A 12,965-nucleotide genomic window follows, 5' to 3' on the forward strand; every position below is an offset into this window, starting at 1 on the left:
ACGCGCAAGCAGCGGTTTTTCTCTTCAACGTGTCATTAAACACTACTTCATGACGCGCGAGCGGCACTTTTCCTCTTCAACGCGTCATTAAACAATACTTCATGACGCGCGAGCAGCACTTTTCCTCTTCAACGCGTCATTAAACAATACTTCATGATGCGCAAGCTGCGGTTTTCCTCTTCAACGCGTCATTAAACACTACTTCATGACGCGTTAGCTGCAGTTTTCCTCTTCAACGCGTCATTAAACACTACTTCATGACGCGCAAACAGCAGTTTTCCTCTTCAACGCGTCATTAAACAATACTTATTGACGCGCAAGCTGCAGTTTTCCTCTTCAACGTGTCATTAAACAATACTTCATGACGCGCGAGCTGCGGTTTTCCTCTTCAACGCGTCATTAAAGGCTAACATTCTACAGTCCTTCAATTCCAGCGCAACTACTAGGCATTCGCGATATCTCAACAACGCACAAAAAAAGCAAAAAGAGCATCGAATATACTCGATTGCTCTTTTTGCTCGTTTAACATTACAACGGTCTCATTGTGTCGCCGTCATGCGGCTGATCAGCAAATTGGATATCTTCTTGCAATGGCGGTTTCTTTGTGAAACATAGGATTGCAGCGATATACAACAGAATAGATGACAATGATAAGATACCAGCTAGCACACCTGCAATGATGAACATGATTCCTGCAAGTTTGGCGTTTTTATTGTTCCAAATATTGACGATCCCGATGATATTCAGGATGATGCTAAGAATCATCGCTATGATGATTAACCACATAAACCCACCAATTACATCAAAAAACGTAAAAATTGCTTCCACGTCAGCTGGGGTCATTGTCGGATCTGCCATGAATTCCATTTCCATTTCCTGACGAATTGCCGGATCGTTCTTAATGAGATTAAAAAAGCCCATCCCGATAAATGCAAAAATCGTTCCTACTGCTGACATGACTACGGCAATGATTGACAATACTCTTTCAGCCGTTCTGTTCATGCAAACACCTCTTTCTTTTAAACTATTTTCTATCATACCAAAATATACGTACATTCAAACTAAATAGTTTCATTTTCAATTTATTTCTTTCATTTTGTGAGATAAGTACGTTTTAATCTCATGCACAGGGGTAATAAAAGACTAACAAATACTAATTCTACTGAGCGAAAGGAGAGCATGCAACATGGGGAAAAAAGTATTGTTCACCTCGACGGACATGCTTTATACCGTCGCAGGCGCATCTGTTTTAACAAGTATCGTCTACGCTGTTACATTAGCTTGGGGACTTTAATTTCCTGTCACTTTGGACTTATACGTATAAAAAAGGCGATTCCAATTAGGAGTCGCCTTTTCGATGGTTTATGCTTTTACGTCTTCGTATTCTTTGTAGCGATTAAATGCAGTAACTACATACGAGCAAACCGCTTCCATTTTGTAATCTTTTTCACGTGCATAAGCTGCTGCCCGGTCCAACAATTCCTTTGCAACGCCTTGCCCACGCAAGTCTTCAGACACATAGGTGTGGTCCATGACCATAACATCGGCGAGAAGCGTCCATGTAATTTCGGCTAGCAGTTTTCCATCTTGTTCATTGCGAAATGCAAATGCATCTCCGCCCAGCTCAACAAATGTAAATTCCATGAAATCCTCTCCTTTTATAATATTCTATCATATTCCGATGCCTACTTAGTTAAACCAAGACTTGATGGAGTCCATTAAATTTTCGAAGAACTGTTTTACTTTATCCCAAAAGCCTGGATCGATTTCTCCAATCTTCTCTTTAATGGTTGCTGCCATATCCGACAATTGATCTGATAATTTTCCGAAGTCGATATCCAAATTTCGAATTCGATCCATTAAATCAACAAGTAATTGCCGGTCCGCGTCGCTCAATTCAATATTCAGCTTCTTCAATTGCTCATTTACAATTTTTTCGACTTCCTCTTTCGTAGCAGGGTTTTGATCAGCAATCGCTTTTTTAATTTCCGTCAGTAGCTCGGCAACTTTGTCTTGATCAATGCCTGAATCCTTCGCAAACTTCGTTGCAAGATTCAATTCGTCGTTTGCAACATCCGTCCGTTCGGTGTCTAGCGTTTCACCAGATACTTCATACGCTTTGTAAATACCGACCAAGGCCGAGTGTCCCGTCACTGGTTTAGGAGCTGCCACTTCAACGATTGCATCTTCAATTCCAGCGGTCAACATTGCTGTTGCATACATTTCGTTCGTCACTTGGGTAATATTGTCCGGTGTGACAATTTTAATAACGAGACCTTTGCCAGCATCTTGCCGCGTTATTTTTGCAGAAGAATACATGCGCGCTTGGCTATTCCCGTCTTTTATATAATTTACAAGGTCTTTACCGTCAACGATGATTTCTTCTATTTCCGTATCTTTATCGACTTTCAAACTCTGTTTGACTGATTCTTTTTCAGCATCTGTCAGGTTCGCACCTAACACAACAATCGGCACACCTAGTTTTTCGTCAATTGCAGTATCAGCCTTCGCTAAACCAGGAAATAACATTCCAATGAATAGTAACATTGCACTTGCTGTCATCAATAATTTTCTCATAAGCAATCCCTCCTTATCTAAGAAGTAGTACGATGCATCATTGAAAAAGTTCCCAATCTACAGTTACTTCAAACTTGTCCATCCGTCGTTTTGCGTCACTTTTCCTTCTTTCATCAATTTTCCAAGCGCACGCTTAAAGGATGCTTTGCTCAGACCAAACATTTCTTTTATTTCATCAGGGGTCGATTTATCGGTGAAGGGCATTTTCCCCCCTACGTCAGCAAGATAACGATAAACCGTTTCGGCATCATCACCGATTCGTTCTTCTTTTCTCGGAAGTAGGGATCCATTTAACGTACCATCTTCCCGTACATCGATAATGCGCACTTCCACTTTTTCACCGAGACGCGGTTCTTGTTCACGCTCTGTATGATGCACGAAGATCCGGTAATTTTCGGGTGTGCTTAAAAAGAACGAGCCTACAGGTAACAGACGGTACGCTCTTGCTTGCAAATTACGATTGAACACTGTGGCAGGTGCTTCTAAAATCAGTTCTTGTACTTTCTCTTCTGTTGCAAGGCGCGCAAAAATATTTCCACCTAAATCCATTCGTAACGTCATATACAGCTCATCATCTGTTCTCGGCCATAATGCCTTTACTCGAGGTAAATCGGCTTTATTGACCAGCACTTCGAATGAAGAACCGATGTCGACATACGCCCCTTCTTTCTCATCAATTCGAATTACACGGGCCCATCCAAATGTATCACACGTCATATTTGGCAAATTGGCAGTTGCAGTCAATTCACCACGACGATTCATATAGAGGAATACTTCGACAGCATCTCCCTCTTCAAGAGGCTTCTCAAATTCAGAAGCGTTGACGAAGATTTCTTCATCTCCTCCGTCTAATATCCATCTAGATCCTTCTATACCTTTGACATGCAATTTGGCAATTGTCCCTGGCTTGTATGTTGTCATTTTCATCTACCCTTCCATTTCAAAACTTTGCCGTTCTTTCAGTTTACGTACAAAGTCTTCATCTTCTTCCATTGCTTCCACAAGATCTGTAATCCTGTCCATCGCGTTCCAGCTCAAATGATGTTCAATTCCTTCAACATCTTGATAAATGAGTGCTTCTTCGACACCGATGATTCGCAAAAACTGTTCAAGTAATTCATGTCTCCGAACTAATTTTTTCCCAAACTTCAATCCTCTATCCGTCAATTCTAAGCCACGGTATCGCTCATAAGATACGTATCCTTCGCGATCGAGCCGTTGTGCCATTTTCGTTACAGACGAAGGCAAAACAGATAAGGCTTCGGCAACGTCAGAAACTCTCGCCTCACCTTTTGCTTCAATTTGCAAATAGATTTGTTCAATATAATCTTCCATACTTGGTGTTGCCAACCGATGCACCTCCCGTATGCATTGTCGTCCATCTTTCAAGATGGCGGTTTACATTTTCTAACTATCGGGTACATTCACTATACCACTACAAAGGGGTGAAAAAAATGGGCAAAATACTTTGGATTATTATCGTAGCACTACTAGCATTTTGGTTACTAGGATTCCTTATGAAGGTTGGCGGCGGTTTGATTCACCTTCTATTAGTGATTGCAGGAATCATTTTTGTCATCCAGCTTCTCACTGGAAGGCGGTCTGTATAACGTAAGAGTGTAGACAAAGCCAGAGTTGACTTTGTCTGCACTCTTTTTCATGACAATTAATCGACGTTACGCTAAACAAATACAGCCTATCTATAAAACTTTGTAAATGAACCAATTTTAGGGACGCGGTAGAAATACACCACATTTACACATTCACCAACAGACCGAGGGCGCCACTTCCATGGCACCCTTTATGTTCATTTATTTTACCTTCGCATAAATACATGTATTGCGTAAATGTTGGCCATCGCTTGAAAGAGAATCAGATTTCAGAATTCCTTCAAGCTCAAATCCGTTCCGTACAGCGATGGAACGACTTTTCCCATTCTCTTCATCACACCTAATTTCAACACGATTAGCACCTAGTTCTTCGAAAGCGAAACGCGTTAGACGCTCGACTGCTTCCGTCATATAGCCTTTTCCTTCATATTTCGTATCCAGCCAATACCCGATTTCAAACTTTGGAATCGCCCAGTTAATACGGTGTAAGCCAGTGGATCCTATGAACTCGCCTGTTTCTTTTAAGAAGATGTGCAACCGCAGATCTTTCCGTGTGATGAAATCCGCGATGGATTCACGGAGATTTTCTTCGGTTACATGCAGTTCAGGTTCTTGTTGCGCAAATGGTAGCCATGGTTGCAAAGCGGGTAGGGAGTTTTTCAGTGCTTTATAGACGTCTAATGCATCTCCCATTTCGGGTTTACGAATACGCAACCGTTCAGATTCGAATTCTGTAGGAAAATTAGGGATACGCTTTGTTTTCTTCCCTTTCTCGCCATGCCCCGCGTCTTCCCATATGACAGGTGTCGTTGTTCCAGCTAAAAAGTCCTCACGCGTCATACCGTACGTTACCGCATCATAATAGGAATTCTCTTTCGGCGAGAACCATGCTTTCCGTAAGTGCGCTTCTTTTACAAAGCCTGCACGCTCGAATGTCTTCCGCATCGCCAAGTTGTCTTGACGTGTATGTCCTTCCAAACGGATTTTACGTTCAGGTAAGCCGAAGACGAATTCAGTAATTAACTTGAGTGCTTTCGCTCCATAACCAAATCCTCGATATTCATCCGCAATTCGTAAGTCGAAAAGCGGAATTTCATCTTGTAAATCATAGATTTTCACGATGCCAACGATATCCTCATCTTCATTTTGCACCCAAAATGTTTTGACTTCGTCTGATTCATAGCCACCTTCTTCAATCGTCTTTTCAATCAAATCGCGTTCAGGATGGGCATTTCCGTGAAACGGCCACGTATTTGTCGTTAAGAAATGTATAAGTTGTTCTTGTTCTTCCATCGTCCATTCACGTAACTGCATGATAGTTCCCCCGTTCCGCTGCTTACGTTATTTATGAATCCGCAGTAATCTTAGCGAATTAAGCACGACAAGTAATGTTGCTCCCATATCCGCAAAGATTGCAATCCATAGTGTCAACCATCCTGGGATGATTAATAACAGCGCCACAATTTTTAAGCCTAATGCAAACATAATATTTTCTTTGATAATCTGCAACGTTTTTCGACTTAATTTCATTGTATACGGCAATTGGGACAGGTCATCCGCCATAAGTGCAATATCTGCTGTTTCAAGCGCAGCGTCTGTGCCCGCTCCTCCCATTGCAATCCCGATGGAGGAAGCTGCTAAAGCAGGCGCGTCATTGATACCATCACCGACCATTGCTACACGGCCGTAATCGCCAATCAACTCTTTTACCGCAGTTAATTTATCTTCTGGCATGAGCCCCGCACGCACATCTGTAACACCAGTTTGCAAAGCAATGGCCTCAGCTGTTCGCTGATCATCACCTGTCAACATGACAGTGTGGCGGATACCAATTGCTTTTAGCTGCTGTAGCACTTTTGCACTTTCCTCCCGTAATGGATCAGTTACCGCGATCAGTGCTTGGAAAGTATGATTCGCTAGCACTGCCATAACAGATTTTCCCGCTTGCTGCAGTTTCACCGCATGTTGTTTCATATCATCTGGCAGTTCCGTTAGTTCGGATGCCCATAACACACTGCCGACATGAATGAGCTCGCCATCTACATCAGCGTAGGCGCCTTTCCCTGTTACAGATTGGAAATTACTCACTTCTTTTGTAATTGGGCCTTGTCCTTTAGCATAGTTAACAATCGCTCTTGCTAACGGGTGCTGAGACATTGACTCGACAGCTGCAACAGATTGAAGAATATCCGCGTTTGCACCTCTACCAACAATGAAGTCTGTCACTTCCGGATATCCTCTTGTCAACGTTCCCGTTTTGTCGAATGCAACCGCTGTAATACGTCCCATCTCTTCCAAATGAACGCCGCCTTTAATGAGGACACCTTGGCGGGCTGCGTTTCCAATTGCAGTCACGATTGCTACTGGCGTTGAGACAACAAGCGCACATGGACAACCAACAACTAGGACAGCAAGACCTTGGTAAATCCACGGTTGCCACTCTGCACCGAACAACGGAGGAACTATAGCAACTAAGATCGCGACGGCGATAATGATTGGCGTATAATATTTTGCAAATTTATCGACGAACTTCTGGGAAGGTGCTTTTTCAGCTTGTGCTTCTTCTACAAGATGAATAATTTTTGCAATCGTCGTGTCCCCTACTAGTTTTGTAACGGTCACCTCAAGTGCACCTTCTTCGTTCAATGTGCCCGCGAACACTTCATCGTTTACTTCTTTTAAGACTGGAACAGATTCACCTGTAATGGGCGCTTGATTGACAGTCGACCTTCCACTTTTCACGATTCCGTCCATTGCAATCTTCTGTCCTGGTTTGACGAGTAGGATGTCTCCGATTTGTATGTCTTCAGTTTGTAGTTCTAACACTTCATTGTTCCGTTTAACGACCGCTGACGGTGGGGCAATATCCATCAAGTCCCGGATGGATTGTCGGGCTTTATTCATTGAATACGCCTCTAGCGCTTCACTTAATGCAAATAATAAAACGACGACTGCTGCTTCTTGCCACTCTCCGATAATCGCCGCACCGATTATCGCAATGGTCATTAACGTCTTCATATCAAAGTCTAGTCTTGCAAGGTTTTTTAGCCCTGTGAGGAACATTCCTGTTCCTCCGATGATGATTGCTACAGCGAAAAGACCTGTTGCAACGGTTGGATTCGGGATTTCTTTGTATGTGTACGTCATTCCCGCAATGACGAAAATGAGAGATAAAAATGTGACGATATTCTCTTTGCGTCGATAGAACGGTATTTTCGTTTCAGGTTGTCGATTTGTTAACGGGACAACTTTAATGCCATCAAACGCACCTGCTGCTTGCAACTCTTCAACTGTTGCATCCCCTGTAAACGATAATTTGGACGCCCCGAAATTGACCGTCGCTTCTGCTACAGAAGGAATATTTTTTACATTGTTTTCGAATTTCATCGCACAACTTGCGCACGATAAATTCTCCAATCTATACTCAGTTTTCGTTGTCATCCGTTTCGTCCACTCCTTCTCGCGCATGATCATGTGCAATGTTGACTAAGTCGTATACGTGCGAATCGGCTAAAGCATAATAGACCATTTTCCCTTTCCGTTTCGATTTCGCCAGACCATGCTCTCTTAAATACCGTAAATGATGAGAAGCGGTTGCATTGGAAGAGCCGATAACAGCAGCTACATCACATACACACATCTCTTTTTCCAGTGTGAGCGAAAACGCAATCTTTAGACGTGTTTCATCCGCAAGTGCTTTAAATATTTGTACCATTCCACTCACGTCTGGCAAACTTTTCTGGACATGGTCCACTACATCGTCACGGACTATGAACACTTCACATGTATCTTTACTCGTCATATTAGCCACCTCATTCAAATGTTCGTTTGATTATATCCTAGTATATGCAATAAAAAATTGTTATGCAAGGATAAACAAACAGACATTTGAATGTTTTTTAAACGTTCTTAACCAGCAAAACAAGCAATTACTTTCCCTACTTGTGTTTTTTTATCGGAAATAAAGGATAATGAAGATTTATATTGAATTTGATTAGCATTCGACACTGTTTACCCGACATATAGTAAATGACTAGAGGAGGATGATATCATTGTATAATCGCATTTTACTAGCAATCGACGGGTCAGAAAATTCGAGACGAGCAGCTGAACATGCTGCCTGGCTTGCAACAGTTACCCCACATGCGTCCATCGTTGCGCTTTATGTACTTCATTATGATCGAACGCGAAAGGATGTCATCCAAGACGCAGCTGTGGAGGATTTGCACAACGATCGTAAAAAGCGGATTGAACCGATTTTAGCGGTTTTGGACAACCAACAGGCAGCATATGACTTTGTCATTCGCCATGGAGATCCCGGTCCAACAATCGTGGCTTATGCAAACGAAGAGCCATTCGATTTAGTCGTGATTGGCAGTAGAGGGTTGAATTCATTCCAAGAAATGCTGTTAGGAAGTGTTAGTCATAAAGTGGCAAAGAGAGTTGCTGCACCTGTGTTAATCATCAAATGAGGTTGGGAGCGTTTTAGATGGAAAGAGGAAAGTTGAACATGCTGACAGATGTCCCCGGTGTGAAAGTAGGACATGTCACGTTACAGGAAGAGACAGCGGTAGACAGTGCGTGTACGGGTGTCACTGCTATATTGCCGCATGCGGGGAATTTATTCGAACAAAAGGTGCCTGCCGCAAGTTTTGTGTTGAACGGATTTGGAAAGACGGCTGGACTTATTCAAGTTGAAGAGCTGGGACTTATCGAATCTCCAATTATGTTGACGAATACATTTAGTGTCGGGGCTGTATTGGAAGGTACCTTGCACTATATGCTCGATGAAAATCCTACTATTGGTGATTCAACGAGCTCCTTAAATATCGTTGTAGGTGAGTGCAATGATAGCTATTTAAATGCGATGCGGGAAATGAAAGTCCGACCAACGCATGCGATTGAAGCAATTCGAAAAGCGGAAAGCGGGAAATTTGAGCAAGGGGCTGTCGGTGCAGGAAAAGGCATGATCTGTTTTGGACACAAGGGAGGAATTGGTTCTTCTTCAAGAGTTGCTTCTGAAGGGGATTTGACATTCACTGTCGGTGTGTTGACATTAACAAACTTCGGAAACCAAGAAGAATGTTTGCTAGATGAATGGCTTGTTCGAAATGGTTATGAAGGTTCAATAACGGATTTGACGTCGGAAAATGAACTTCAAGAGAAACCCGATGGCTCAGTTATCATTGTCGTCGCAACAGATGCACCGGTGAATGAACGTCAATTGAAACGACTGGCAAAACGTGCATCGATTGGGCTTGGCAGGACAGGCACATATATCCATAACGGAAGTGGAGATATCATTATCGCCTTTTCAACGGCCTATACAATTCCCCACACGAGTGAGCAATTGACGGTTACACACACTATGTTGAGAGATGATATACCGCTGATGAACAAATTGTTCCAAGCGACGATAGAGGCGACAGAAGAAGCTGTGTTCCAATCGTTGTTACATGCAGAAACGACGATTGGGCGTAACAATCGAACGGTGAAGCGCTGGCTGATTAAGAGCGATAATGCTAGATAAATAGCACTTGGCACCATACTAAAAGCAGAAAAAATGCATGATGGCGAGTTGACCTTCATGCATTTCTGCTTTATTTCAATTTCTTATTCAAATCCATTTTCATCTGCTAGGACAAGTTTTACTTTTGGTACTTGTTCTTTTGCAGCGAGTATGAAGAGGACATCTTCTGCTTGCAGTTTCGTACGACCTGTAGGCATGACTAGTTTTCCGTCACGAATGATAGCGGAGATGACGGTTTCTTTCGGTAAGCCAAGTGTTTGCACTTTTTGATCAAGGAATGGCGAGTTTGCTGAGATTTCGACTTCCAGCATTTCTGCGTTTGCTTTATCCATGGAAATCAGTTCAAGCTGATGAATCCGTTTCGGAGTTGCTGGTGCTTCCAAGCCGAGCCATCTCGCAACATTTGAGATTGTTGAGCCTTGCAATAACGCGGATGTGATGACCATAAAGAAGATCATATTAAAATACAAATAGGGATCAGGGACACCTGCTAATAACGGAAACGTTGCCAAGACGATTGGAACTGCTCCTCGTAGGCCTGCCCATGATAAAAATAACTTTTCTTTGAAAGTATATTTGAAAAACATCGTACATAAAAATACAGCTATTGGTCTTGCTACGAACATTAGAATGAAAGACAATACGAGACCTTTCCAAATAAGGTCCAAGTTTGCTAACTCTTTCGGGAAAACAAGCAAGCCGAGGATGACGAACATAATAAGTTGCATCAGCCATGCAAAGCCTTCATGGAATCTAAAGATTGCGTGGCTATGATTTAGTTCACGTGTACCTATTAATATACCGGCCACGTATACGGCTAACAGTCCACTCCCTCCCAATGAGGAGGTAACCGCGTAGATTGCAATGGCAAACCCCATTGAGAGTACTGCGTATAAACCACTCGCATCGAGTTTTATTTTATTCATCCAAATGGATGCTAAATAGCCTAAACCGAGTCCTAACACGAGACCAAGTCCCATTTGGACGAAAAAGTTTACAATCAAGTTGCCCATTGAGAAGTTTGGGAGCGTAAGCCATTCAATGAAGGCGACGGTGAGGAACATCGCCATTGGATCGTTGGAGCCCGATTCCATTTCTAATGTAGAAGACATTTTAGATTTGATGTTTTGTCCGGACATGACAGAAAATACAGCAGCGGCATCGGTTGAACCAACGATGGAACCTAGGAGGAATGATTCGAGCCAACCTAATCCCAATACATAGTGTGCAGCAATTGCAACGACCGCTGCTGTCATAATTACCCCTACTGTGGCGAGGACACTTGCACCGCCTAAGACCGGACGGACGTTTTTCCATTCAGTTTGGAGCCCACCTTCAAACAAAATGATGATGAGCGCGACAATCCCGATTGTTTGCGCTAAATGAGCGTCGGAAAAATAGATGAGGCCTGACACGTCACTCCCTAACACCATTCCTAAAATCATAAAGAGAACGAGTGCAGGTACGCCTGCCCGCGAAGTGAGCTTTGTCATGAGGACGCCACAAAGTAAAAAGAAGCCCATTAAAAGAATAATTCCATCTATCGAAAATTCGTTCATTCTTTACCCCTTTCCCGACACCGACTTTTCAATGCGTTATGTAAAGGAGGTTTAAAACCTCCTCTTATTGTGGTTCTTCTCCCACAATTTTCACTTCGAGTTCTAAATCGACGTCAAATCGACTTTTCACTTCTTTTTTCACCATTTCTATCGTTTGAATGTAGTCAGATGCAGTTGCATTATTTTTATTCACAATGAAGCCTGCGTGCTTTATGGAAACTTCAGCACCACCAAAACCTTTACCTTGTAACTGACAATCTTGAATGAGCTTCCCGGCAAAATAACCTGGAGGTCGCTTGAACACACTGCCTGCTGAAGGATATTCGAGGGGTTGTTTGGATTCACGTTGATACGTTAAATCGGCCACTTTTGCATCGATTTCTTCTTGGACACCGTCAGCCAATTGAAAATCAGCCGATAAGACAAAGTACCCTTTTTTCGCAATAATGCTCTTCCGGTAACCAAGTTCCAATTCATCTTTCGTTAACACAAACACGTTCCCAGCTAGGTCCATAACGGTCGCTTGCACAATTACGTCTTTTATTTCCCCGCCATAGGCACCCGCATTCATTGCCATTGCGCCCCCAATGCTCCCAGGAATACCACAAGCAAATTCCAAGCCCGTGAGACATGCTTTCGCCGCTTTTTGTGAAACTTCGATAATATGAGCACCTGCTTCTGCATGGACACGCGTTCCGTCAATGATGATGCGATCAAGCTTCGACATGTGAAGCACAATGCCTCGCACACCGCCATCACGTACAACCATATTCGACCCATTCCCTAATAGAAGTAGTGGTATGTTATTTTCATGGGCATAGCGGACGGTTGTAGCCATTTCCTCCATTGTTGCCGGAATGACTAAAAGATCTGCAGCGCCGCCTAATTTCGTTTTCGTATATTTATGTAACGGCTCATCAATCAGCAGCTCGCCGTCATGTAAGTGCTTTTGTAATGCTTCTAACCAAATATATTTTGACATCTAAACACAATCCTTTCGAGGTAGTGAAAATCTGATACACGAAGACGGTGTGATGCCTTCCCTACTAGTTATGGCGCAATGCTAATGAATTGTTTCTACGCCACCAAATACTATTTTTCCAAACGATCAGAAAATCCTTTCACTCTTATAAGTATGCTTGCAATCCGCTTTTTTGACAAGCGATTCTTCTTAGGCTGCCTATTTTATTTGTATTTCAATGTTACTGAAATGAAATATATGAATTTTGTGCTGTATCGTTCGCATGAAGTGCTCTGCGTTGTAAAATTGATACGACTTAGGCTGGAAAAAGTTTTTTTAGAACGCTTGCAATTGTATGGAACGGAATAGATCGCTATTGATAGATAAACACCCTTTATCCTCAGTTTGGTTCTTTTTCTTCAGCACTTCTATTTGACCGTATGCACCAATTTCCAACGCTCACGGGCATTTAGAACATCTCTATTTGACCGTACTCACCTATTTCCGACGCTCCCGGGCATTTAGAACAACTCTATTTGACCGGATGCACCAATTTCCGGCACTCACGGGTATTTAGAACAACTCTATTTGACCGTACACACCCGTTTCTTGTGCTCGCGGGCATTTAGATCACTTCTATTTGACCGTACTCACCAATTTCCGACGCTCGCGGGCATTTAGATCACTTCAATTTGACCGTATGCATCAATTTCCCGCGCTCACGGTCA

The 12,965-nt window shown here is 42.8% G+C and carries 13 protein-coding genes; 3 read left to right on the forward strand and 10 right to left on the reverse strand.

The genetic code is table 11. The annotated features are described in order from the left end of the window. Positions 1 to 528: 528 nt before the first annotated feature. The 5 genes from QT711_RS13565 to mntR all read right to left on the reverse strand — a co-directional run bounded on the left by QT711_RS13565 (position 529) and on the right by mntR (position 3,927). The gene (locus QT711_RS13565) at positions 529 to 1,002 is read right to left on the reverse strand and encodes a DUF4064 domain-containing protein (protein WP_317945084.1); all 474 of its coding nucleotides are present in this window, start codon (positions 1,000 to 1,002) and stop codon (positions 529 to 531) included. 360 nt (positions 1,003 to 1,362) lie between these two features. Beyond that, positions 1,363 to 1,644: a GNAT family N-acetyltransferase gene (locus QT711_RS13570; RefSeq protein ID WP_317945085.1), complete on the reverse strand. Its 282-nt coding sequence runs from the start codon at positions 1,642 to 1,644 to the stop codon at positions 1,363 to 1,365. Positions 1,645 to 1,689: 45 nt separating this feature from the next. Continuing rightward, positions 1,690 to 2,577, reverse strand: a complete 888-nt coding sequence (locus QT711_RS13575; protein WP_317945087.1) for a DUF1002 domain-containing protein — start codon at positions 2,575 to 2,577, stop codon at positions 1,690 to 1,692. 63 nt (positions 2,578 to 2,640) lie between these two features. After that, entirely contained in the window at positions 2,641 to 3,498 is an 858-nt protein-coding gene (locus QT711_RS13580; RefSeq protein WP_317945199.1) for a CvfB family protein, read from the reverse strand. Positions 3,499 to 3,504: 6 nt separating this feature from the next. Then, positions 3,505 to 3,927: a transcriptional regulator MntR gene (gene mntR, locus QT711_RS13585; protein WP_317945089.1), complete on the reverse strand. Its 423-nt coding sequence runs from the start codon at positions 3,925 to 3,927 to the stop codon at positions 3,505 to 3,507. A gap of 104 nt (positions 3,928 to 4,031) precedes the next feature. Between mntR and QT711_RS13590 the strand changes: the two genes are divergently transcribed. Next, on the forward strand, positions 4,032 to 4,187 hold the full coding sequence (locus QT711_RS13590) for a lmo0937 family membrane protein (RefSeq protein WP_317945091.1): 156 nt from the start codon (positions 4,032 to 4,034) through the stop codon (positions 4,185 to 4,187). Between the two features lie 201 nt (positions 4,188 to 4,388). Here the strand turns inward: QT711_RS13590 and QT711_RS13595 are convergent, their stop codons facing one another. Genes QT711_RS13595 through QT711_RS13605 form a run of 3 tightly spaced genes read right to left on the reverse strand, consistent with a single transcriptional unit; the run spans position 4,389 to position 7,989 of the window. Further along, positions 4,389 to 5,501: a GNAT family N-acetyltransferase gene (locus QT711_RS13595; RefSeq protein ID WP_317945093.1), complete on the reverse strand. Its 1,113-nt coding sequence runs from the start codon at positions 5,499 to 5,501 to the stop codon at positions 4,389 to 4,391. 27 nt (positions 5,502 to 5,528) lie between these two features. Continuing rightward, positions 5,529 to 7,628, reverse strand: coding sequence for a heavy metal translocating P-type ATPase (locus tag QT711_RS13600; RefSeq protein WP_317945095.1), 2,100 nt, complete (start codon positions 7,626 to 7,628; stop codon positions 5,529 to 5,531). Continuing rightward, on the reverse strand, positions 7,612 to 7,989 hold the full coding sequence (locus tag QT711_RS13605; RefSeq protein ID WP_317945096.1) for an ArsR/SmtB family transcription factor: 378 nt from the start codon (positions 7,987 to 7,989) through the stop codon (positions 7,612 to 7,614). Before QT711_RS13605 ends, QT711_RS13600 begins: the two co-directional genes overlap by 17 nt. Positions 7,990 to 8,239: 250 nt before the next feature. Here QT711_RS13605 and QT711_RS13610 point away from each other — a divergent pair, with 250 nt between their 5' ends. Then, positions 8,240 to 8,659: a universal stress protein gene (locus QT711_RS13610; protein ID WP_398296134.1), complete on the forward strand. Its 420-nt coding sequence runs from the start codon at positions 8,240 to 8,242 to the stop codon at positions 8,657 to 8,659. 17 nt (positions 8,660 to 8,676) lie between these two features. Continuing rightward, positions 8,677 to 9,717: a DmpA family aminopeptidase gene (locus QT711_RS13615; protein WP_317945098.1), complete on the forward strand. Its 1,041-nt coding sequence runs from the start codon at positions 8,677 to 8,679 to the stop codon at positions 9,715 to 9,717. Positions 9,718 to 9,800: 83 nt separating this feature from the next. On the opposite strand, the gene QT711_RS13620 is transcribed toward QT711_RS13615, so the two are convergent. After that, positions 9,801 to 11,276: a potassium/proton antiporter gene (locus tag QT711_RS13620; protein ID WP_317945100.1), complete on the reverse strand. Its 1,476-nt coding sequence runs from the start codon at positions 11,274 to 11,276 to the stop codon at positions 9,801 to 9,803. A gap of 64 nt (positions 11,277 to 11,340) precedes the next feature. Continuing rightward, positions 11,341 to 12,258 carry a UDP-N-acetylmuramate dehydrogenase gene (gene murB / locus QT711_RS13625; protein WP_317945102.1) on the reverse strand — a complete coding sequence of 306 codons (918 nt, stop codon included), beginning with the start codon at positions 12,256 to 12,258 and terminating at the stop codon, positions 11,341 to 11,343. Positions 12,259 to 12,965: the final 707 nt, after the last annotated feature.

The sequence above is a fragment of the Sporosarcina saromensis genome (assembly GCF_033253735.1).
Lineage (GTDB): Bacteria > Bacillota > Bacilli > Bacillales_A > Planococcaceae > Sporosarcina > Sporosarcina saromensis.

Excerpts from the sequence above, each read along its gene's own strand:
- QT711_RS13570 (WP_317945085.1), bottom strand. The coding sequence starts at position 1,644 with ATGGAATTTACATTTGTTGAGCTGGGCGGAGATGCATTTGCATTTCGC.
- QT711_RS13580 (WP_317945199.1), bottom strand. The coding sequence starts at position 3,498 with ATGACAACATACAAGCCAGGGACAATTGCCAAATTGCATGTCAAAGGT.
- QT711_RS13565 (WP_317945084.1), bottom strand. The coding sequence starts at position 1,002 with ATGAACAGAACGGCTGAAAGAGTATTGTCAATCATTGCCGTAGTCATG.
- QT711_RS13605 (WP_317945096.1), bottom strand. The coding sequence starts at position 7,989 with ATGACGAGTAAAGATACATGTGAAGTGTTCATAGTCCGTGACGATGTA.
- QT711_RS13600 (WP_317945095.1), bottom strand. The coding sequence starts at position 7,628 with ATGACAACGAAAACTGAGTATAGATTGGAGAATTTATCGTGCGCAAGT.
- QT711_RS13590 (WP_317945091.1), top strand. The coding sequence starts at position 4,032 with ATGGGCAAAATACTTTGGATTATTATCGTAGCACTACTAGCATTTTGG.
- QT711_RS13620 (WP_317945100.1), bottom strand. The coding sequence starts at position 11,276 with ATGAACGAATTTTCGATAGATGGAATTATTCTTTTAATGGGCTTCTTT.
- murB (WP_317945102.1), bottom strand. The coding sequence starts at position 12,258 with ATGTCAAAATATATTTGGTTAGAAGCATTACAAAAGCACTTACATGAC.
- QT711_RS13615 (WP_317945098.1), top strand. The coding sequence starts at position 8,677 with ATGGAAAGAGGAAAGTTGAACATGCTGACAGATGTCCCCGGTGTGAAA.
- QT711_RS13575 (WP_317945087.1), bottom strand. The coding sequence starts at position 2,577 with ATGAGAAAATTATTGATGACAGCAAGTGCAATGTTACTATTCATTGGA.
- QT711_RS13595 (WP_317945093.1), bottom strand. The coding sequence starts at position 5,501 with ATGCAGTTACGTGAATGGACGATGGAAGAACAAGAACAACTTATACAT.